Below are 21,842 nucleotides of genomic sequence, written 5' to 3'. Positions count from 1 at the left end.
GTCTGCTGGTCTTTAGTACCAGTGGCGTAATTCCAACCTCAAACTATAAAAGTGTTTTGTTTGCTTGTATGTGGGAGAAATAAGGCACATAAACAGCTTACATTCCAACACAATAAAGGAGAACTGGGAACAACCATCCTATTACCTTCATTTTAAACCTTCACAGCAAGAGTTCTATCTATTGCAAAGATTTAGACACTGCTAACTACCTGTCGGTATTTAATAAGCTTTTCCACTGTCCGGATTCAGCGTAGTGCTTTATCACATTGTTGCGCTCTAAAAGCAGGCTGGTTATATATCTTTTCAGAAGAAGCTTATCAGCCAGCTTGCCCAATAGGCCGAAAGGTGAGGTATAGTCAAACACGTCCCGCATCAGCGTGTTGCTGTTTCCAGATTCCTGGAAGTGGTGCTCATGTTTGAAACGCTGGAACGCACCTTCTACCATTTCATCGGCAAAATAATAGGGGCGCTCATACTCGGTAATTCTGCTGGTAAGGTGCTGCCAAACCCCAAAATGCTTTGCCCTCCACGTTACGGATTCACCAGGACCTATTAGCCCTGATGTTACGCCTGCAATTGCCCGCTCGCCAGTATGCTTGGTTGAGATAACATGTAAGTTTATGCTTCTGGATAAGTCGAAGCATACTTCCACCGGTGCGTGGATAGTTGTTTTAAGGCTTATGGTGGGCATAGGCTTTAGCGCTATGGATAAGCTTTACCTTACTTTACAAAAACCTCTTTTGCCCTTTCTGAACGCAGCATGTAAGGAATCACGATGATGCACATCACGACTACCCTTACTAGGGAGAAATAGTCAATTTGCTCGGGGAATTTAGAAGAAAGGGCAATAGAGATATACACTAAGTAGACCAGATTCAGCAGGAAGAAGCAGATGAAAAGCAGCGGAGTCCACCGCTTTCTGGCAAAGAAGCCCACGGTTGTTGCAGTGGCTATCAAGACCAGAAGAAGCGAATAAATTAGGTTAACCAAATCCAATGTGGCGTTTTGAAACAGCCCCATAGCTGCTTTCAGCCCGTTGTAGGCTACCATAAACAACAGGAGGTATAGCCATAAGCCGTAACCAGTTTTCCTGCCCTCGTCTTCGAATGCGTTCTCGTTCAATATACTTTTCATACACGCTTATGTTATGCTGTTCTCAATACCAAGGTATTTGTCCTGCGTACGATAGGCTTACTATCTAAGTATGACAGGTATTGAATATAGTAAAAATATCAACCTCAATCTATCATAATCTATGTCTTCAAGATTATAGAAGAGCTGCAAAAACGAAGGATTAATTTAATTACGAAAATCGCTGATACTGTCAATGCAACCTGAAAGGGCTTTAAGGAGATTGATTAGTAAAGTCTTAGATATAATAATTTGAATTAAGAGCAACCAAACCTAAACCAAACAATAGCGCCTTTTACTCAAACTTATTTAATAATTGTTTGAGTAAAAGGCGCTGGTTTAAATGCAAAACGCTGGCTATTAATTAGATAGCCAGCGTTTATGTTTTGTAATAAGTGCACCCGAGAGGATTCGAACCCCTAACCCTCGGAGCCGAAATCCGATATTCTATCCAGTTGAACTACGGGTGCTTGGGAATGCAAAAATAGCAAGTAAACGCACATAACGAAATATCTGCCCCGAAAAATATGCACAATACTTAAAGTATAGCTTTGTGGCAAAACCATATGCCTTGTTTGGCAGTTCTAACATGTACTAATAAAACCAAGAAATATTATGGCTATGGAAAAAGTATATACCGCGGTGGTTACTGCAACAGGGGGCCGCAAAGGCCGAGTAATATCCGATGATGGAGTTATCGATATGAAAACGAGCTTGCCCGAGGGACTTGGCGGTCAGGGGGGAAGCACCAATCCCGAACAGCTTTTCGCGGCGGGCTATTCCGCCTGCTTCCAGAGTGCGCTGCTTGTGGTGGCAGGCAAGCAGCACCTGCGCCCTGACCCTGCATCTACGGTAACAGCCCACGTAGACCTGAACCGAAGAGACGACGGCGGTTATGCCCTAAGTGTTAAGCTGGAGGTGGATTTGAAAGGCATTGATAAAGACAAAGCCAGGCAACTGGTAGAGGAAGCACACGAAATCTGCCCCTACTCTGTAGGCACACGCGGCAACATCGAGGTGGATTTGGAAGTCGTGTGAGTTAGAGAGTGTGGGAGTTTAGGAGTTAGAGGGTTGAAGAGTTAGAAAGTGGGGGGCGCGCAAGTTCTGTGTAAATGTGGCTATACTTTATACTTTTGAGATTGCTGAAGTATAAGCTGTTGAAGTATAACTCCCTCCATTACACTCACCCATGCTGTGTGTTCGCCAGCATGCACAAAGGGCGTCAAAGTATGAAAAGCTGTTAAAGTATAAATTGTTAGTGAGAACACGAACAATGGCTGGGGCGTATAGGTGGCGCAACCATTTTATACTTCAGCAGCTTTTTAATTCCCAAACTCTTAAACTCTCTAACTCCTAAACTCCTCCATTCTCAAACTCTATCAAAGTATAAAAACAGAAAAGGCTGCCATACGTGGCAGCCTTTTCTGTTTTTATACTTTGCTCAGATTAAACTTGAGCTAAAACCTGCTTTACTTTGTCAGCGGCTTCTTTCAGCGCCACGGCAGAGTATACTTTCAGGCCTGACTCGTCGATGATGCGGGCGCCTTCCTCAGCGTTAGTACCTTGCAGGCGCACGATGATTGGAACGCGGATGTCACCGATGTTCTTGTAAGCTTCCACCACACCGTTTGCAACACGGTCGCAACGCACGATACCACCGAAGATGTTGATTAGGATGGCTTTCACGTTCGGATCCTTCAGGATGATGCGGAAGCCAGCTTCTACGGTCTGCGCATTGGCGCCACCCCCTACGTCCAGGAAGTTGGCAGGCTCACCACCGGAAAGCTTGATGATGTCCATCGTGGCCATAGCCAGACCAGCACCGTTTACCATACAGCCCACGTTGCCATCCAGCTTCACGTAGTTCAGGTTAGAAGCGCTTGCCTCTACTTCCAACGGATCTTCCTCTGACGTATCGCGCAGGGCAGCCAGGTTCTTGTGGCGGAACAGGGCGTTATCGTCTAAGTCAACTTTGGCGTCTACGGCCAGTATCTTGTTGTCTGAAGTTTTCAGCACCGGGTTGATCTCGAACATAGAAGAGTCAGTGTCCACGTAAGCCTTGTACAGGTTGGTCACAAACTTCACCATCTCCTTGAAAGCCTCACCCTCTAAGCCGAAAGCAAAGGCAATCTTGCGAGCTTGGTATCCCTGCAGGCCAACAGCCGGGTCGATCCACTCCTTGATGATTTTCTCAGGTGTTTTCTCAGCTACTTCCTCAATGTCCATTCCTCCTTCAGTAGAGGCCATGATCACGTTCTGGCCTTTGGCGCGGTCCAGCAGGATGCTCAGGTAAAACTCTTTCGGCTGAGACTCGCCTGGGTAGTACACGTCCTGTGCAACCAGCACTTTCTGAACCAGCTTGCCCTCAGGACCTGTCTGATGCGTTACCAGCGTCATGCCCAGAATCTGGTTGGCGAGTTCCTTCACCTGGTCCAGGTTCTTGGCCAGCTTCACACCGCCACCTTTACCACGGCCACCCGCATGGATCTGAGCCTTGATAACGTGCCAGCCTGTGCCGGTTTCCTCAGTCAGTTTCATGGCAGCTTTTACTGCCTGGTCTGGCGTTTCAGCCACGATACCCTCCTGGATGCGTACTCCGTAGCTCTTCAGAATTTCTTTAGCCTGATATTCGTGTATGTTCATGCTTTCAGTTTTATTGGACGCACGAAAGTAAGCCATTATCGGCTTAAATTCAAGTAATGTGTTTTTAAAATATAACTTGTCAGGCTGCTATTCAGCCCTGTTCCGTAACGTGGATTACGCTAATTGAGTAACAAAGTATACTCTTTGGGAGCTTAATAATGCTATCTAATCCCCGATTTTATGCTGAATGTATACTTATATGCCAAGCGCGTTGCTATTGCCGCCTTGGTTGTGCTGCTGATTGGAACCGGGTTTTACCTGATGGGGCGCCATGCCTACTTTTTCCTGCTGGTTTTTGCAGCCATCCTCCTGGCTGTGCTTTTCTGTGGCATGACAGACTGGATAGTGGATAAACTGCACCTGAAAAGGGGCTGGAGTTTACTGCTGGCGGTGCTTCTGTTCTTCGGGTTAATAATAGGCGCTTTCTGGTTGATTGCCCCTACCGTGAGCGAGCAGGTGCAGGAAATGCAGCAAACAATACCCAAAGCCTTAACGCGCGTGCAGGATTGGCTGAGCCAGTATGGCTGGGGCCAGAAGCTGGTAGAGCAGGTGCCCGATGACATGAGTAAGGCCATGCCAGAACAGGATGCGCTCCTCTCAAAAGTATCCGGGGTTTTCTCCTCAGCCCTGAGCTTTCTGGCAGATTTCCTAATTGTCATCATCACAGCGCTTTTTCTGGCCTCAAACCCCTCGCTCTACACGGTTGGCTTCACAAAACTGTTCCCGGTGCGTAATCGATCGCGCGTGATGGAGGTGCTGGGCAAGAGCTATGCAACCCTGAAATCCTGGCTAGTAGGGATGCTTTCGGCTATGGCCATCATCGGCGTAAGCTCCGCGATTGGCTACAGCCTGATTGGACTACCGCTGGCGCTCGCCCTGGCGCTGATTGCCTTTTTTCTGGCCTTCATACCGAATGTGGGCCCCTGGATTGCGGGGGTGCCGGCCGTGCTGGTGGGGCTTACAGAAGGGCCGCAGATGGCCCTGTACGTGGTGTTGGTCTATGGAGGCATTCAGATGGTGGAGAGCTACCTCATCACGCCAATCATCTTCCAGAAAACGGTAGATATGCCGCCAGCGCTGCTGCTGTTCTTCCAGGTGCTGTTAGGTATACTGCAGGGTGCTTTGGGGCTGTTACTGGCAGCGCCTATACTTGCTGTGCTGATGGTGTGGATTCAGGAATTTTATATCAGGGATGTGCTGGAGGCTGAGCCCCTTGACGCAGCGGAGGAACATGCCGTTGATAGCGTATAAACTCGCCCGCTGGTAAGTATAAAAACCCACCCAACGTATAAGCTACCTAACAACGGCAAATTTTTTGTAGCTTTGGCTCACCATCATAGGTTTAAAGGGCAATTTATACTTTTCAGAACGTGCTGCAGGTAACGAATATCCATAAAAAATACGGGGCGCTGGAGGTGCTGAAGGGCATCGATCTGACCATTAACACAGGGGAGGTTGTTTCTATTGTGGGAGCCTCCGGAGCTGGAAAAAGTACGCTGCTGCACATACTAGGCACCCTGGATACGGCCGACACCGGCGAGGTGCTGTTCGACGACAGGAACATAGCCCGGATGAGCGCGACGGAGATGGCCCGTTTCCGCAACAGGCATATCGGCTTCATCTTCCAGTTCCACAACCTGCTGCCCGAGTTCACGGCTCTAGAGAATGTATGCCTTCCGGGCTTTCTGGCCGGAAGGCCGGAGAAGGAGGTGCGCCAGCGCGCTGAGGAGCTCCTGAACATGCTGCATCTCTCACACCGCCTCGACCACAAACCTTCGGAAATGTCGGGTGGTGAGCAGCAGCGCACGGCTGTGGCCCGGGCCTTGATAAACTCACCCAAGGTAATCTTTGCCGACGAGCCTAGCGGCAACCTCGACTCCAGAAACGCACAGGAGCTGCACGACATCTTCTTCCGGCTGCGCAACGAGTTTAACCAGACCTTCGTAATTGTTACCCATAACGAGCACCTGGCCTCCATGGCCGATCGTACCCTGGTGATGAAAGACGGCCAGATAGTGGAGGAAGTGAGAGTGGGGTAAGTTAGAGAGTTTAGGAGTTAGAGAGTTTAGGAGTTAAAAAGTTAGAAAGTTAAATGGGGGGCAGGCTGCGAGGCTTGTCCTTTTTTGTTTTATGCTTCTGCGAGCCTTGCGCTTCACGCATTAAGAGCATCTTATACTTTACGCTGTAAGTATATGCTTCTCAGCGCAGCTAAAAATTTATACTTTCCTACCCAAATACTATATGTGGTACCACTACCATCCTTATTTAACTTTTTAACCTTCTAACTTTCTAACTCCCAAACTCCCAAACTCTCTAAATCTCAACGCCTAGTATTTCCGTATTTATACTTCGCCCTTCCTTCAACTTTTAGCTTCTGAGCTACCTGAGCAGTAGCGCGTAAATACTATAAAAAATAATTTGTAACTGGTTGATAATCAGCAATATAGAATACAATTTTTTTCTTATTTTTTGCACTATTTACTATGCTGCTCTGTTAGGTATATGTAACACAACTATGAAAGCTAAATGAGTATGAATCAACCGAATAAAGAAATCAAGGAGATGAAGAAGCCGAAGGTTGAAAGCTATGATATAGCCAAATCTGATGAGACGCTACACCTGGCTACTGACCTTGCAAAATTTATAAAAGAGAACCGTCTTTTCCAGAACATCCAGGGCAAGGAGTATGTGAACGTGGAAGGCTGGCAGTATGCCGGTTCGCGCTTGGGTATCCTGCCGGTGGTGGAGCACGTGGTGAACATCAGCACGGATGATGAAATAAAGTATCAGGCAAAAGTAAACCTGCTGGATCTGCGTAGTCAGTTGGTGGTGGGTGCGGGCTTTGCCATCTGCTCCAACCGCGAGCAGGGTAAAAAGTATTACCAGGAGTTCGCGATTGCCTCAATGGCGCAGACGCGGGCCATCGGTAAGGCTTACCGTAACATCCTGGCCTGGGTAATCCGTGCGGCAGGGTATGAGCCAACTCCTTCGGAGGAAATGGACTATGGTGGAAATGAGGCGGCTGCTAAGCCTGCTGTGCCAACTGAGAAGAAGGCGACCATGAAATCCTCCAGGGAGACACCTGTAGCGGAGGCTGAGAAGCCTGAGGAGCAAAGCGGCAGCGTTCGCTATGCTTCGGCCAAGCAGAAGGAGGAGATCATCCGCCTGCTGAACAACCCGACCATTACACGTCAGGAGAAGACCAAGATGCTGCTCAACATCAACCGCTTCGACGAGGAACGCGCCGCGCAGGCCATCGATAAACTGAAGAAAGTTATCGAAGAGCGCGAAGACGGCCAGTCGGCAGCCGCTTAACCTGTACAACATTAATAACCAGAATCCCCATCTCTTAAGAGGTGGGGATTTTTTGTTTCTGCCGGGTATGGGAAAGTATAAAAGTGGCCACAGGAACTGCGGTGCCGTATAGGGAGCAAGACTTTTAAACAAAGTATGAAGCAGACACTTTACCTTGGATTTATACTTTTGCTCATACTTTCCGGAGCAACGACAGCTTTTGCACAAGGCGAGGAAATAGAGACAGACCGGCCCGACCAGACAGAGTCGTCCTCGTTAGTGCCAAAAGGGACACTGCAGCTGGAGGCAGGATACTTCTTCCAGAAAGCGACCGAGCAGGGGCTGTCGATTAGAACACACGCTTACCCCACTGCCCTGGTTCGGGTGGGGGTGTTGGATTGGCTGGAGCTGCGGGTGCTGAGTGCTCTCAGGGATTCAGTGACAGAAAACGGGAAAGAACGTGAAGTGAGCGGCCTTGCTCCCTTAAACCTGGGTGTAAAGGTTAAGCTCTGGGAGGAGCAGGGTTGGCGACCGGAGGCAGCTTTCCTCGTGCGGGCAGCCCTACCGGTAGGTTCCCGTTCCTTCCGGCCAGACAACCCGGAGCCGGAGATACGCCTTATGTTCACGAATGGGATAACGGAGAAAATTGACCTAGCTTATAACTTGACCCACAGCTGGGTGGAGGGCGAGCCCCAAAAAGGCTATACCCTTAGCCTGAGCGGCGAATTACTAGACAAGCTGACCGTTTACGGAGAAGTGTTCGGAAGCAAGCGGAAAGGGGAGAAGGCAGAGCACCAGGCTGACATAGGCGTGTTGTACCTGCTTCTACCCAACTTACAGCTGGATGTCGCTGCAGGCAAAGGCTTACACGCATCCGCCCCCGATTTCTTCGTCACAACAGGTGTTTCGTATCGATTGCCAAGGTAGTAGCCTGAGTTTATACTTTGTGGTGAAAGCTACAAGTATAAATCCACCCTTTTCACCTTTTCTTAGGTGAAGTGGAGTTTTTGCAGTGCCGGGACCAACCACCTCTGCTAGCCCCACCCCAAACCTCCCCTAAAAACAGGGAAGGGAGTTTCTACTACTTCTGTTGTCATCTCGAGCTGCGCGAGAGAACTATCGGGAATTCTAAAGAGTTCTCTCCCAAAGGTCGAGATGACAGAATAGCTACAGCTATCGAACTGATTCCCAGCCTTTGGGTTGAGCGCCTTGTGAGATCCGGTGCCCGCCAAGGGCATGCCGAGCGAAGCGAGGCAAGGAGGGAACACCGCGCGATGCCCGAAGGCGAGGCCTCCCGGCCTGGGAGGGCAGAAAGGTAGAGGTGAAACTATTGGCTTGTGGGAACTAGAGGATGAACGGTGACTTGAAAAGTACAACTTGGTTCAAGTTTGAAGGAAGCAGGGGCTAGGCACAGGCGGACGCTTATGCAAGAGAAAGTATAAAGTATAACTATGGCTTTTTGAGCCACTTGGATTGCAAATCCGAACACATAGAAAGTCACGAGTTGCAAACCCGCGCCAGCGGAAGGATGGAAGTATAGCCTAAGTATAAAATCCTGTTCATCCATTCATCCCGAAAATCCTGATTCAGACAAGTATAAAGTATAGCCAAAGTATAACTCCATAAATTTAGGCTCCGCCTAAAGTATAAATCAAAATCTTCCCGGTATACCTTATCTTCGCAGAAAAGAAACCAGCCTTACCTTGCACAACATCCACCACATACTCAAAACCTACTGGGGCTACGACAGCTTTAGGCCCCTGCAGGAGGATATCGTGCAGTCGGTACTGGCAGGTCAGGACACGCTGGCGTTACTGCCGACGGGCGGTGGGAAGTCCATTTGTTTTCAAGTGCCGGCTATGGCGCTGGAAGGGATTTGCCTAGTCATCACGCCACTCATCGCCCTGATGAAAGACCAGGTGGAGAACCTACAAAAGCGGGGAATTCCGGCCGTGGCGATCTACTCCGGCATGAGCCGACGCGAGATAGACATTGCCCTGGATAACTGCGTGTACGGCGGTGTAAAGTTTTTATACCTGTCGCCAGAGCGCCTGCTCACCGATCTTTTCCAAGAAAGGGTGAAACGCATGAAGGTGGGATTGATTGCCGTGGATGAGGCACACTGTATCTCACAGTGGGGCTATGATTTCCGGCCACCTTATTTGCAGCTGGCTGAGTTGCGCGAAGCATTGCCCCAAATTCCGGTCATTGCCCTTACGGCCACTGCCACCGAACAGGTAAAGCAGGATATTCAGGAGAAGCTCAAATTCCCGAAACCGAACGTTTTCCAGAAGAGCTTTGCCCGCGCCAACCTTTCCTACTCCTGCCTGCAAACAGAGGATAAAGCCAACCGTTTGCTGGAGATCCTGCAGCGCATGCCCGGCCAAAGCATCGTGTATGTGCGCAGCCGGCGCCAGACCGTGGAGATGGCCAGGTTTCTGCAGAGTCGCCGCATTTCCGCCGCTGCCTACCATGCCGGATTAAAGTTCGAAGAGCGCAGTGCCGTGCAGCAACGCTGGGTAGAGGACGAGTTGCGGGTAATTGTAGCAACCAACGCTTTCGGAATGGGCATCGACAAGCCCGATGTACGCCTGGTGGTGCACCTGGATCTGCCCGAGAGCCTGGAAGCATACTATCAGGAGGCGGGGCGTGCGGGCAGGGATGAGCTCTATGCCTACGCTACCATCCTGCTGGGGCCAAACGATGTAAACGAGTTACTGAAGAAAGTAGAAGAGTCGCACCCGCCGGTAGAGTTTATCCGGAGGGTGTACCAATGCCTGGCCAATTATTACCAGCTGGCGGTGGGCAGCGGGCAACTCAGCAGCTTCGATTTTGATGTGGCCGATTTTGCCAAGCAGTACAAGCTCAACCCACTCGAAACGCACCATGCCGTCAAGCGGCTGGAGCAGGAGGGCTATGTGCAACTGAACGAGAGTTACTACATGCCCTCTCGCCTGATGCTGGCCCTGGAGAATACGGAGCTCTACAATTTCCAGCTCAAGAACCCGGAGCACGATAAACTCATACAGCTTATACTCAGGATGTATGGTGGCGAGGCTTTTGTGAACTTTGTGAAGGTGCGCGAGCGGAAGATGGCCGAGCTGCTGAAGATGCCTGAGCCTGAGCTGCGCCGCAAACTGGAGTACCTCCACAAGCTGCAGGTTGTGCATTACGAGCCGCAGCACGACGCTCCCCAGCTTGTTTTTACAAGCCCACGCGAGGAGGCCAGCCGGGTTATCCTCAACACAAAAAAACTGATCACCCTGCGCGAGCGGGCGCTGCACCAGGCACAGGAAATGAAACGGTATGTGGAGACGGAAAACCGCTGCCGCACCCAACTGCTGCTGGAGTACTTTGGAGAAATTTCCGATAAAAGCTGCCGCATCTGCGACTACTGCCTGGCTGAGAGAAAGAAGCAGCGGCAACAAGGGGAGCTTTCCTCGCTGCGTAGCAAGGTGCTGGAGCTTTTGCAGGTAAAGCCATACTTGCCCAAAGAATTGGTGCAGCAGTTCGAGCCGAAACACGCTGAGGCTATAACCGAATTGGTCCGGGAACTGCTGGACGTGGGCAAGCTGCGGTACCAGGAGAGCGGGAAGCTAGAGTTACAGGATTAGTAAAAAAGTTGATTACGCCATTTCTTGCCAACTTCAATTAAAGTGCTGTAGTTATCCTGTATGGTGGCGTTTGGTGTCCGGGTCACAACAGACTCTTTTCCCCAATAAGCAGCATATTCTCTATTTACCCATTGTTTTCCCGTGCTTTCCGCTGTTTGCAGACTTATAAAATACATGGAGGCAGGAATTACTGACAATGGCTCTACAATGCACTGCTGGCAACTACTTCTTGCTATTGATATGTCCCGTTCTCTTAATTCCGACTTATATTGAGCAGCCTTACCTGATAATAAATCAAGGTAGGCAGTGCTAATATTGTTGTTAATGTTAAGCGTTGTTAAAAGCACTAAAATAGATGCTGTAGCCATAACGAATCTAGTCGGACGTTGGGTTTCAAACCAATTTGCTTTCTGGTTAATAAATACTTGAAGTGCATAAAACCAAGAAATCAGCAGATAAAAGAATATTACATTTTGTAGTCTTAGCGTTGGGCGATCGCCAGTTGCCCACACAAATAAAAAGTTCATAAGGAACACTGTGCCTACTATACAAATTAGCAGCATAGGCAATGAGACTTTGAACAAGCTAGAAAGTTTTGGTATTGATTTTATTTTTAGTCCAAACGAATATACATAGAGCAAAGACAAAATTAATAGAAGACTAGTCCATTTGTAAAGGGTTGAGATGGTAAGTAAACCAGCATAAATGAGAGACCAAAGTGGCTGTGCTGCCTGCGAGTGTGATTCCATCCTATTAAAATTTCCAGGCGCGAGAGTAGCTGCTAAACTCGCAGCCAAACAGATGATAAAAATCACAAGAAAGTAAAATCTACTAGATGAGAAGGAAAACCAACTTGTACTAAGTATAAACAAGAGCGTGCTCATTAGGCACAACATCGCCATTTCGTTGGCTCCTGCTATAAGCACACCTATTAATGCTGCCGCTACTGTGTATATCAACTTGATGCTTTTCCGGTGCGTCTGGTGTAATTTGTAGAGCAGCAGCAGTATAAACAAGAAAAGTATGTTTGGAAGTGTGTAACCCAAAAAACCTGTTAGCCAAAACATACCTTCAGCGGTGCTTGGCAGGTGCATCAGGTACACGGCTAAAAGTACTGATGCTAAGCCTAATATTTCAATCAGTCTTAGGTGAGGTCGGAGTATATAGTATAGTACGACTATAAAACTAACTGCAACAGCTGAGACTAAAACAAAGATCAAGAAAGGGTATGTGTCAATCGAATCGTATATGAGGGGATTTATTCGTAAGATGGCTGTCCCAAAATAGCGGCCTGACCATTTTGAGTAGGTTCTTACCTGCGACTCCCAAAACCCTAATTGTTTGTCTCTTAAGCCAAAGGGATAATCATCAGCCTGCGGGTAAGCATAAAGTGCAAGGAGAAGGAAGGGCAACAAACAATAAGCCCCCAGAAGTATCAGCGAAAAGTGTAAGCCTTTATTTTTTTGGAAAAGTTTAGCAGACATGTTTTCTCATTGTTCAGTTCAAAGGTAAGTATTTGGAAGATATGATAGCCTCCTGTAGTTTTTCATGAAGTGAGCTGCATTAATTACCTTCACCTCTTAATAAGTATGATTAACTTGTTTTTAGAGGCTTTAACAATGTTAATCTATTTTACATGCAACTAAGCTGTACTTTCCGGAATCTTGTTACCATTAACTAATACTAAGTAAAACTATGAACAAGATTACCAGAAAAGTCGCAGGAATTGGAAGCAAACTGCTGGTTGCGGTGCTGGCCACCTTCCTCATCAGCGCCTGCGAAGACAACAACTGCATTAAAGGTGAGGGTGCGGTGGAAACACGTGAACTGAACCTGCAGCCATTCTCCAAAGTAGAGACGAACGGCGATTTCAAAGTATACCTCACACAAGGCCAAACACAGAAAGTGGAAGTGAAGGGCGAGCCGAACATTCTTGACCGTTTGAATACAAGTATAAGCAACAGCACCTGGGAAATTGAGCACCGCGACTGCGTCAGGAAAAGTAAGACCGTAGAAGTATACATTACCATGCCGACTGTGCAGTCGATGTCCTTAAATGGTTCAGGACATATCCGGAGCCAGGATGTATTCGAGGCGGATGAAATGTTGGTGGAGGTAAACGGCTCGGGGGAAATAGAAGTTGGCGTGAGCGCAGCCAAGATGATAACGCGTGTAACCGGGTCCGGCAGGGTGGCACTGCGGGGCCAGACAGACCTGCACCACATCAACATGTCGGGTTCGGGCAAGGCCGCCGCTTTTGGGTTGCAGGCAGAAGACGTGACCGTAAACTTATCCGGCTCTGGTATGGCCGAGGTCTATGCCAATCAGTCCCTGACAGCCGATATTACGGGAAGCGGTGTTGTGTACTACCAGGGCAATCCAACTGTAAATACCAATATTTCCGGTTCCGGCAAGGTGGTGAAAAGGTAAGCTACTTAAGGGGTAGGTGCTTTGCTATTTCGTTCCTTACGCACGGTACTAACAGCCAAAGCCACTGAAACGGGCAAAGCGATGGCGGCAATACTGCCGAAATCCAGGGCTCCCAGGGCAGCTGACCAATCTACGGGCTCACCTGCCAGCAGGCAAGACCAGGTATCCCATAGCTTTAGCAGTGTGGCTCCAATCGCAGAAGGCAAAAAGTACAGCAGCCCATACTTTACTACCAGCAGTTTGTCGTTCGTCTTCACTTTTCTTTTCCAAGGATAAAGTATAGTTTATAGGCTGATTGTATAAGGCGGTGGCTTTATCTGATCTTGCGGCGGGTATACAAGTATAAATGCTCTACTTTGTCGCGGGCCCAAGGTGTGCGGCGGAGAAACGTGAGGCTGGATTTTATACTGGGGTTGTTCTTAAAGCAATTGAGGTTGATCTTTTGGCTCAGGTGCTCCCAGCCATATACGTCCACCAAGTGCTCCAGCATTGCCTGCAGCGTCACGCCGTGCAGCGGGTTGTTTTTCTGTGCTTCTGCCATACTTCAAAAGTACGGATTTTCAGCTGAAAGTATAACCATACCCCACAGCGGTCCCTACCGTATAAGGGGGCTATGCTAGAAGAACTCATCATCCGGTCGCTTGCCGACACGTTGCCCAATCATACATTAGATGCGCTGTTTTTATTCGGACAGACAGCAGACAACCAGGAGTCGGGGTTTGCGGCGGCCGAACGAATGGTGCGGGAGGCGCAGGTTCAGAAAGTGTTGTTCCTGCAAACCAAGCCCCTCAGCGGCTACCCCGGCTACGAAGTATGGCACCGGCAACTGACAGCGAAAGGTATACCTGCGGATAAGCTGGAGGGCATCCCAGACCCGGGGAAGGAGTACCTGCACACGCTCATCGAGGCAGAAGCCATGGTGAAACATGCTAAGGCTAAAGGCTACAAAAGTATAGCTGTGGCGGCCGCGCCTTTCCAGCAGCCGCGCGCTTTTATGACGGCCGTGACTGCCGCACACCGGCACTACCCGCAGCTATACTTGTACAGCTTTCCTGGCAAAGCCCTGCCGTGGTGCCGTGAGGTAACGCACTCGCAGGGGAAGGTAGAAGATACCCGCGCCGGCCTGATTGCCGGGGAGATGGAGCGCATCCGCAAGTATAACGACCAAGGCGACCTGGACTCAGTGGAGGAGGTGCTGGGCTACCTAAACCGCCGCGACCGGAGACAGCTTTAATTCCGGGCATCCGTAAGTATAATCCACATCCGAAAGTATAAACGTATGGCAAAAGAGAATAAACCGGAGGCCTGGATGAGCGGGCCTGTAGAAGGAATTCCGCCCCTGTTGCAACCCGTGGCGCACGCCCTGCTGCAGGCAAGGGAAGAGGTGCATACTTACTTGGAAGGCTTCCCGGACAAGCTGCTGTGGGAACGACCGGCCGGCGTGGCTTCTGTGGGCTTCCACCTGCAGCACCTGAAAGGCGTACTCGACCGGCTCTTCACCTATGCCCAGCGGCAGCAACTCACCGAGGAGCAGCTAAGTTATTTGTACGCCGAGGGCAAGCCCGCCGAGAACCAGGCTTACCACGTGCAGGACCTACTACAGGCTTATGATGAGCAGGTAGACAGGGCATTGGAGCAACTTAAAAGTATAGATGAAAGTGCCCTCACCGATTTCAGGGGCGTGGGCCGGAAGCAATTGCCTTCTACGGTACAGGGCCTGCTTTTCCATGCCGCCGAACATACCATGCGCCACGTGGGGCAGTTGTTGGTAACAGCAAAAATACTGCTCCACCAGGAGAAAGGGTAGGGGAGCCCTACCGCTTCTCCAGCTTCTTCAGTTCCTGATCGATGTACGCTTTCGGGAGCCACTGCTTGCCTACCAGCACTCCCTCAATGTTTTGTGTCTCCCTGATGTTCTCCAGCGGGTTGCCTGCAACCAGAATCAGGTCAGCGACAGCGCCAGCTTTTAGCACCCCCAGGTCTGGGCGGTTGTAGAACTTGCCGACGTTTATTGTCCCGGTCTGAAGTGCTTCGTAGGGAGTCAGGCCGGCATCAACCAAGTATTCCAGTTCCTGGTGCGTGGAGAAACCCGGTACGTTAAAAACCTGTGGCGCATCGGAGCCCAGCAACAGCCCGACACCATTCTTCTGGCACTCGTAAATCAGTTTGCGGCGCAGTTGCATGTAGCGGTCGATGGCTGCCGGATCATACTGCGGATGCGCCATATACTTTTGTTTGGTGGCTACCCAGCTGTCCAGTGTCTTTGGGTTCATGTAGATCATCTCCGGACTCTTGCGAAGCTGCTCGGGGGCTTTGTCGGCGGCAATCCAGCGTTCGGCCAGCGCCTGCGTGGGCACCACCCAGATGTTCTTTTCCCGCAAAGCACTTACGAGTTTGGGGATACGCGACGCATCAGCCTGATCGGAAATGAACATGGCAAACAAACCTGCTTCCTGCTCGGGTATACTTTCCAGGTTCGGTATGAGGCTCTCCACAAAGCCATCCAGGTGATCAATGGTTGCATAGCCGGCCTCAATGGCGCGCCACACGCCTACTTCATACGACACATGCCCGGCAAAGGGAATATCCTCAGCTTTGGCTGCCTTGGCGATGGCTCCGAAGGTTTCCGGCGTCAGGCCCGGGTGTAGCTTCAGAAAGTCGTATCCTGCCTGCTTTTGCTGGCGCACCATCTCTGCCCCTTGCTCAGGGCTCTTCACGCTGCCGCCGTTAAACGAGGGGCCGGAAGTATAAAAGCGCGGGCTCAGTAACTCTCCCTTCTCAATCATGCTGCGCAGCTCCAGGTGGCGCGGGTGGCCCAGCATGCCCCGGATGGTCGTCACGCCCTTCAGGGCGAACAGCCGGACAACTTCCTTCATCGGTTCCAGGTCATCTACAGGAGGCACGTGCGCATGCATCTCAGCCAGCCCGGGCATCAGGTATTTTCCTTTGGCATCTACTACCAGGGCTCCCTTGCCATACTTCACCTTTCCCGTACTGCCCAAGGCGGTAATCTTGCCGTCCTTCACCACGACATCCTGGTTCTGCAGCACTTGCTCCTTGTCCATTGGCACCACATGCACAGCGCGAAACACAATTTCCCGGTTAGCCGAGTTTACCGCCTCCTGCGCCTGCACCATACTTGCTGAAAGTATAAACAGGCAGGAGAAAACCAGTTTCAGAAGGTAAGCGTGTAGTGTGTGCTGCATATCCTGTGTGTTAAAAGGTTGATGATCTGAAGAGTCCTTGATTTTATACTTTCCCTGCTATACGGAACACTTGCATTTTTCGCTGTGCAGGGTAAATCCCTGTAATAAGGGATGGAAAGCTGCAAATGAAAAAACCACCCTGCCATTTTCAGGTAGCAGGGTGGTTTATACTTTGATTTTGTATCTGTTATAAATAGCCGTAGCGCTCCACAGCCTCACGCTCCAGCCGCTCGCGGTGGTCCGGGTGAGCAATGTTGATAAGGGCCTTGGCCCGCTGGCGCAGGTTTTTGCCATACAGGTAGGCCACGCCATACTCGGTCACCACATAATGCACGTGCGCGCGGGTAGTCGTCACGGCAGCCCCTTCGTTTATCAGCGGGGTAATTCTGGAAATGCCTTTGTTTGTTACCGAAGGCAGCGCGATGATAGGCTTTCCGCCCTCGGACAAGGCCGCTCCACGGATAAAGTCCATCTGCCCGCCGATGCCGGAGAACTGGTGCTTGCCAATGGTATCAGCCACTACCTGGCCTGTCAGGTCTATCTCAATCGCACTGTTAATAGCCGTTACCTTCGGGTTGGAGCGGATAATGGTCACATCGTTCACGTAGTCGGTGCGCTGCATCAGGATGAGCGGGTTGTCATCCACAAAGTCGTAGAACTTGCGGTGCCCCACTATAAAGCCCGTGGCAATGCGACCCGGGTGTCGGTACTTGTGCTCGTTGGTGATTACGCCTTTCTCCACCAGCTCCATCACCCCGTTCGACATCATCTCAGTATGGATGCCCAGCGCCTTGTGGTTGGTCAGGCTGCTGAGCACGGCATCGGGTATGGCGCCGATGCCCATCTGCAGGGTAGCCCCGTCTTCCACCATTTCGGCAATGTAGCGGGCAATGGTTTTTTCCTTCTCCGTTACGCGCAGGCTGTAGTCCACCTCCGGCAGGGCCTCGTCTACCTCCACCAGCACGTCGAAACGCTTCATGTGGATCAGGCCGTCACCGTGGGTGCGCGGCATTTGCGGGTTTACCTGGGCGATCACGTGCTTGGCGTTCAGTACGGCCTCCCGGGTAATATCGACCGATACACCCAGCGAGCAGTAGCCGTGGCGGTCAGGCGGCGATACGTGTACAATGGCCACGTCCAGCGGCATCAGACCAGACCTGAACAGGCGTGGAATTTCGCTCAGGAAAATGGGCACGTAGTCGCCGCGGCCGGAGTTAACGGCATCGCGCACGTTAGCCGATACAAACAGGGAGTTGATGAAGAAGGAGTCTTTGTAGCGCTCCTCTGCCAGCGGAAACTCGCCGTAGGTGGTGATAGTTACCAGCTCCACGCCGCGCAGTTCGTCGGCCCGCTCGGCCAGCTTGCGCACCAGGTACTGCGGTGTGGCAGCGCTGCCTTGGATGAACACCCGGTCGCCGGACTTGATAACAGCCAGGGCTTCTTCGGCTGTTTTATAGGTTGTGTTGTAGGTACTCATAAGCATGTTGTCTTGCACTAAAGTTACCAAACATCGGCGACTTTAGGACCGCTTTTATACATGAAAAAAAGCGGCATGTGAGTAAATACTCATTAAGGTACAAACAAAGCCAGGTAAACTACAGGCGGGCTTGCCGGCCATAATTTACCTGGCGTATACTTTAAGAAAATTAGTAGTCGGTTCGCTCGATGGCAGCTACACCCGGCAAGGTTTTACCTTCCATGTACTCCAGCAAGGCGCCTCCTCCCGTGGAGATATAGGACACGCGACCGGCGTAACCCAGCTTGTTCACAGCTGCCGCAGAGTCTCCACCACCTATCAGCGAGTAAGCGCCTTTGGCTGTGGCGGCCACCACGGCATCAGCTACCGCCTCCGTGCCCACCGAGAAGTTCGACATCTCGAACACGCCCATCGGACCATTCCAAAGAATGGTTTTGGAGTTGGCGATAACGTCCGCATACAGCTCGCGCGACTCCGGCCCAATGTCCAGGCCCATCCAGTTCTGCGGGATGTGGTGGCTAAGTTTGGTGTCGATATTGGCATCGTTGCTGAAGGCATCGGCAATCACAGAGTCCACCGGAATCATGATGTTCACGCCCTTCTCCTTGGCTATGCGGATGAGGTCGTTGGCCAGGTCCAGCTTGTCTTCCTCCACCAGAGAGGAACCGATCTCGCCCCCGTCAGCCTTCACGAAAGTATAAGCCATGCCTCCGCCAATGAGCAGGTTGTCCACGCGGTCGAGCAGTTTCTCGATGATCAGAATCTTGTCAGATATTTTGGCGCCGCCCATGATGGCAGTGAAAGGACGCTCGGCATTTTCCAGCACCTTTCGGGCATTATCCAACTCGGACTGCATCACGTAGCCCATCATCTTGTCGTTCGGGAAGTAGCGCGCGATAACGGCCGTGGAGGCATGTTCGCGGTGAGCCGTGCCGAAGGCATCGTTCACATACACATCACCCAGGGTGGAGAGGGCTCTGGCAAACTCGGCATCTCCTTTTTCCTCCTCCTTATGGAAGCGCAGGTTCTCGAGCAGCAGTATTTCGCCAGGCTGCAGTTCCTGTGCCATTTGCGCTGCCTCCGGGCCTACACAGTCAGGGGCGAAGGCCACGCGGGTGTGAAACTCCTGCTCCAGGCGCGGCACCAGGTGGCGCAGCGAGAATTTCTCCTCCGGCCCGCTCTTGGGGCGGCCCAGGTGCGACATCAGGATCACGGCACCGCCATCGTTCAGGATTTTCTGGATGGTGGGCACTGCCGCGCGGATGCGGGTGTCGTCAGTAATCCTGTAATCCTTGTCGAGGGGTACGTTGAAGTCCACGCGCACCAGTGCCTTTTTGCCGGCGAAGTTATACTCGTCTATATTCCTTGTCATGTTTGGGTATGGTTTAATTGTGAAAGCGTTACTCGTTGTTCGTGAATAGCGTTGTTTTTGTTACCCTACAAATATAGTGTTTTGCCTATAGTGATGTGCGCCAGAGGCGAAAGAAATGACACGCAGGCGTTTGCACAATTACTACCTCACCCAGCTTACTTTCTCTTCGAGTGGCACCTGGCGTTTGCCCGGGTGCGCGGCGTTGTCGGCACAGCCCAGGTACAGGATGCCCAGCACGATATCCTGCTCCCGCAACTGCAGGTGCTTTTTCATGGCGGGGTGGTAGGCCATGCCGCCCGATCCCCAGTAGCTGGCCAGCCCCAAGGCGCTGGCACCCAGCAGCAGGTTCTGAATGGCGCAGGAGGCGGCGGCAATCTCCTCCAACTCCGGAATTTTAGGCAGGTCGCCGCGGCGCATGTAGGATACCAGGATGTGCGATGCCTGATCGCCCATGTGCCGAAGCTTTTCATACTTGTCCTGGATAAATTTATCGGCTGGCAAATGCTGTTTGTATAGTTCGGCGTGCTGCTGGCATAAGTGCTGACGGGCTTCATCCGAGTAAACTATAAAGCGCCAGGGCTCTGTATGCCCGTGGGTGGGGGCCCAATCGGCAAGCTGCAGCAGTTGCATGATTTGCTCGTCGGGGATGCGCTGCCCGTTCATTTTGGGCGGCTTGGTGGTGCGGCGCGTCTCAATTACCTGCTTTATACTTTGAAAAAGGTCGCTCATGGTGTCGAATACTATTTGATATGTCTCTACTAAGGTAAGCGTATAATCGCGCAAAAGTTATTTTTAAGTATGGATGTGGCCCGGAACCGACGGTTTTTACTTCGGGAAACCAGCGGCACAAATTCAGAACAAAGGATACAAAACCCAGAACACTTTGCCGCTTTCAGCGTTGAGCAGCTTGTAGTACGGTTTTTCCTGCTTAACTTTATACTTATTTGCTTTTAGAGCGTGACACCTGCCTGTATGATGAATTTTGAAAAGCTATTTGCAAGTATACCAGAAGCCCTGGTGGTAGTGGCGCCGGAATATGATTACCCCATCCTGGCCGCCACCGATTATTACCTGCAACTTACCATGCGCAAACGGGAGGATATACTCGGCCTGAAGTTTCTGTTGGAGGCCTACCCGGAGCGCGATGTGTCTTACGAGGAAAATAAGGTGCGCAAATCGCTGGACAAAGCCTTGAGCACCCGCCAAGTAGATTACTTGGACGTTATCCGCTACGATCTGGTGAAGCCAGACGGAAGCTACGATGTGCGCTATTGGGAAGCTTCGCATACGCCGGTGCTGGATGAGCAGGGACAGGTGCTTTACATTATTCAACACACCTCGGATGTGACGGAGCGGGAGAGGGCAAAGGATGCGCTGAGCGCCACAAGAGAAGAGTACCGCTTTATGGCAGAGGCCATGCCGCAGCTTATTTTCACAACCGATGGTGCGGGCAAGCTAACCTACTTTAACAGACGCTGGGAAGAGTATACCGGGATTCCGTTGCCTACACTCCTGGAGGAGGGATGGCAGGACATCATTCACCCGGAGGATTTGGCTTCCACAGCTGCCAAATGGGAAAGCTCCATGAAGTCAGGCGAGCCTATGCAGGTTGAGCTCCGAAAGCGTGATAAGAACGGCGTATACCGCTGGCACCTTTGCCGCTCGCTGCCCATGAAGGACAAGGAAGGAAACATCACCATGTGGGTGGGCAGTTCGACAGACATCCACGAGACACGCAAGCTGGTGCAGGAGCTGCTCGAAACCAATGAGCAGATGGCCCTGCTGGCGGACCAGGTTAAGCTGGCTTATGAGAAAGCAGAGTCGCGACGGGGGATACTGGAGCGGCTCATCATGAAGGCTCCGGCCATGTTCTGTGTGCTGGAAGGGCCTGAGCACCGCTTTGAACTGGTCAATGAAAAATATCAGATGCTGTTCCCTAATCGGCAGCTGGTTGGTAAGACGGTTGCTGAGGCACTGCCTGAAGTAATTAACCAGGGCTTTGTAGATTTGCTGGACAACGTCTACGAAACGGGGAAAGAGTTCGTGGCGGAGGAAACTCTCGTTAAGCTCGACAGACAGAATAATGGGCAGCTGGAAGAAATATACATCACCTTTATTTACCAGGCTATCTACGAGAGGGATGAGGTTACAAGCATCCTCGTCTTTGCCTACGAGGTAACCGAACAGGTGTTGTTCAGGAAAAAGCTACAGGGGCTTGCATAAAGTATAAGGATAGGGGCAAAGCGAAGGTTAGAAGGATCCGGTAGATGAATTTAGCGCAAATAGATTTTCAACAGCTTAGGATAAAGCACATCCTATACAAATCCAAAGTACGATCCGTGCTTTATGGAGGCGTGTACGATGAGACCTTTTTCTCGCGCGCTGGGCCCGTTCATCAATGGTTCTCGACGGTAGGGAGGGTAAGGTATCTGAATGAGCCAGAGTTGCATGAGCTTGTTACGGTGCACCAGGAGTTAAATAACACCGCGCACCAGCTGTTCAGCCTGTATAAAGGCGGAAAGATAGACCAGGCACACGAGGGAATGAAAAGCGTTGAGCTTAACTCCGATAGGTTTCTGGAACTGCTGGCCAGGCTGGAGAACCGACTGAAAGATAATGCATAAAAAAGCCGCCTGACTTTAATCAGGCGGCTTTTTTTGTGCACGTTGCTGTAA

Annotated in this window: 21 protein-coding genes and 1 tRNA gene; 11 read left to right on the top strand and 11 right to left on the bottom strand. The window is 50.9% G+C overall.

The annotated features are described in order from the left end of the window. Window positions 1-205 precede the first annotated feature (205 nt). From BM040_RS04285 to BM040_RS04275, 3 genes are all read right to left on the bottom strand, one after another. Window positions 206-691: an SRPBCC family protein gene (locus tag BM040_RS04285; protein WP_092099231.1), complete on the bottom strand. Its 486-nt coding sequence runs from the start codon at window positions 689-691 to the stop codon at window positions 206-208. 29 nt (window positions 692-720) lie between these two features. Beyond that, window positions 721-1,134, bottom strand: a complete 414-nt coding sequence (locus BM040_RS04280) for a DUF2569 family protein (RefSeq protein WP_092099230.1) — start codon at window positions 1,132-1,134, stop codon at window positions 721-723. A gap of 393 nt (window positions 1,135-1,527) precedes the next feature. Continuing rightward, window positions 1,528-1,601, bottom strand: a tRNA-Arg gene (locus tag BM040_RS04275). A gap of 145 nt (window positions 1,602-1,746) precedes the next feature. On the opposite strand from BM040_RS04275, the gene BM040_RS04270 reads away from it, so the two are divergent. After that, entirely contained in the window at window positions 1,747-2,169 is a 423-nt protein-coding gene (locus tag BM040_RS04270; protein WP_317040159.1) for an organic hydroperoxide resistance protein, read from the top strand. Window positions 2,170-2,577: 408 nt separating this feature from the next. Here the strand turns inward: BM040_RS04270 and sucC are convergent, their stop codons facing one another. Beyond that, window positions 2,578-3,774: an ADP-forming succinate--CoA ligase subunit beta gene (gene sucC / locus BM040_RS04265; protein WP_092099470.1), complete on the bottom strand. Its 1,197-nt coding sequence runs from the start codon at window positions 3,772-3,774 to the stop codon at window positions 2,578-2,580. A 180-nt stretch (window positions 3,775-3,954) separates the two neighbouring features. On the opposite strand from sucC, the gene BM040_RS04260 reads away from it, so the two are divergent. The 5 genes from BM040_RS04260 to BM040_RS04235 all read left to right on the top strand — a co-directional run bounded on the left by BM040_RS04260 (window position 3,955) and on the right by BM040_RS04235 (window position 10,682). Next, on the top strand, window positions 3,955-5,025 hold the full coding sequence (locus tag BM040_RS04260) for an AI-2E family transporter (protein WP_092099228.1): 1,071 nt from the start codon (window positions 3,955-3,957) through the stop codon (window positions 5,023-5,025). A 119-nt stretch (window positions 5,026-5,144) separates the two neighbouring features. Continuing rightward, on the top strand, window positions 5,145-5,813 hold the full coding sequence (locus tag BM040_RS04255; RefSeq protein WP_092099227.1) for an ABC transporter ATP-binding protein: 669 nt from the start codon (window positions 5,145-5,147) through the stop codon (window positions 5,811-5,813). Between the two features lie 493 nt (window positions 5,814-6,306). After that, a complete protein-coding gene (locus tag BM040_RS04250) occupies window positions 6,307-7,089 on the top strand; it encodes a hypothetical protein (RefSeq protein WP_092099226.1) in 783 nt (260 codons plus the stop codon). Between the two features lie 135 nt (window positions 7,090-7,224). Continuing rightward, complete coding sequence (locus BM040_RS04245; protein WP_092099225.1) at window positions 7,225-7,995, top strand: transporter; 771 nt, start codon at window positions 7,225-7,227, stop codon at window positions 7,993-7,995. A 776-nt stretch (window positions 7,996-8,771) separates the two neighbouring features. Next, the gene (locus BM040_RS04235) at window positions 8,772-10,682 is read left to right on the top strand and encodes a RecQ family ATP-dependent DNA helicase (RefSeq protein WP_092099223.1); all 1,911 of its coding nucleotides are present in this window, start codon (window positions 8,772-8,774) and stop codon (window positions 10,680-10,682) included. On the opposite strand, the gene BM040_RS04230 is transcribed toward BM040_RS04235, so the two are convergent. Next, the gene (locus tag BM040_RS04230) at window positions 10,679-12,166 is read right to left on the bottom strand and encodes a DUF6056 family protein (protein ID WP_092099222.1); all 1,488 of its coding nucleotides are present in this window, start codon (window positions 12,164-12,166) and stop codon (window positions 10,679-10,681) included. The genes BM040_RS04235 and BM040_RS04230 overlap by 4 nt on opposite strands. 211 nt (window positions 12,167-12,377) lie before the next feature. Between BM040_RS04230 and BM040_RS04225 the strand changes: the two genes are divergently transcribed. After that, on the top strand, window positions 12,378-13,112 hold the full coding sequence (locus tag BM040_RS04225) for a head GIN domain-containing protein (protein WP_092099221.1): 735 nt from the start codon (window positions 12,378-12,380) through the stop codon (window positions 13,110-13,112). Window positions 13,113-13,117: 5 nt separating this feature from the next. On the opposite strand, the gene BM040_RS04220 is transcribed toward BM040_RS04225, so the two are convergent. Further along, window positions 13,118-13,369 carry a hypothetical protein gene (locus tag BM040_RS04220; RefSeq protein WP_092099220.1) on the bottom strand — a complete coding sequence of 84 codons (252 nt, stop codon included), beginning with the start codon at window positions 13,367-13,369 and terminating at the stop codon, window positions 13,118-13,120. A 56-nt stretch (window positions 13,370-13,425) separates the two neighbouring features. After that, the gene (locus BM040_RS04215) at window positions 13,426-13,653 is read right to left on the bottom strand and encodes a VF530 family protein (protein ID WP_092099219.1); all 228 of its coding nucleotides are present in this window, start codon (window positions 13,651-13,653) and stop codon (window positions 13,426-13,428) included. 72 nt (window positions 13,654-13,725) lie between these two features. On the opposite strand from BM040_RS04215, the gene BM040_RS04210 reads away from it, so the two are divergent. Both BM040_RS04210 and BM040_RS04205 read left to right on the top strand, forming a co-directional pair. Continuing rightward, complete coding sequence (locus BM040_RS04210; RefSeq protein WP_092099218.1) at window positions 13,726-14,346, top strand: hypothetical protein; 621 nt, start codon at window positions 13,726-13,728, stop codon at window positions 14,344-14,346. Between the two features lie 45 nt (window positions 14,347-14,391). Then, window positions 14,392-14,919, top strand: a complete 528-nt coding sequence (locus tag BM040_RS04205; RefSeq protein ID WP_092099217.1) for a DinB family protein — start codon at window positions 14,392-14,394, stop codon at window positions 14,917-14,919. A gap of 7 nt (window positions 14,920-14,926) precedes the next feature. Here BM040_RS04205 and BM040_RS04200 read toward each other — a convergent pair whose 3' ends face one another. The 4 genes from BM040_RS04200 to BM040_RS04185 all read right to left on the bottom strand — a co-directional run bounded on the left by BM040_RS04200 (window position 14,927) and on the right by BM040_RS04185 (window position 19,896). Further along, window positions 14,927-16,318, bottom strand: coding sequence for an amidohydrolase family protein (locus BM040_RS04200; protein ID WP_175490967.1), 1,392 nt, complete (start codon window positions 16,316-16,318; stop codon window positions 14,927-14,929). 187 nt (window positions 16,319-16,505) lie between these two features. Further along, a complete protein-coding gene (locus BM040_RS04195) occupies window positions 16,506-17,795 on the bottom strand; it encodes an acetyl-CoA hydrolase/transferase family protein (RefSeq protein ID WP_092099468.1) in 1,290 nt (429 codons plus the stop codon). 169 nt (window positions 17,796-17,964) lie between these two features. After that, entirely contained in the window at window positions 17,965-19,167 is a 1,203-nt protein-coding gene (locus tag BM040_RS04190) for a phosphoglycerate kinase (RefSeq protein WP_092099216.1), read from the bottom strand. Window positions 19,168-19,308: 141 nt separating this feature from the next. Then, entirely contained in the window at window positions 19,309-19,896 is a 588-nt protein-coding gene (locus BM040_RS04185; RefSeq protein WP_092099215.1) for a nitroreductase family protein, read from the bottom strand. Between the two features lie 243 nt (window positions 19,897-20,139). On the opposite strand from BM040_RS04185, the gene BM040_RS04180 reads away from it, so the two are divergent. Next, window positions 20,140-21,390 (top strand): PAS domain-containing protein, encoded by a 1,251-nt coding sequence (locus BM040_RS04180; RefSeq protein WP_245756089.1) that lies wholly within the window; start codon window positions 20,140-20,142, stop codon window positions 21,388-21,390. 44 nt (window positions 21,391-21,434) lie between these two features. Further along, window positions 21,435-21,791, top strand: coding sequence for a CZB domain-containing protein (locus BM040_RS04175; protein WP_092099214.1), 357 nt, complete (start codon window positions 21,435-21,437; stop codon window positions 21,789-21,791). Window positions 21,792-21,842: the final 51 nt, after the last annotated feature.

Origin of the sequence: Pontibacter chinhatensis, from assembly GCF_900113285.1 — a bacterium.
GTDB classification, from domain to species: Bacteria; Bacteroidota; Bacteroidia; order Cytophagales; family Hymenobacteraceae; genus Pontibacter; species Pontibacter chinhatensis.
This window is presented reverse-complemented; position numbering and strand designations above follow the sequence as displayed.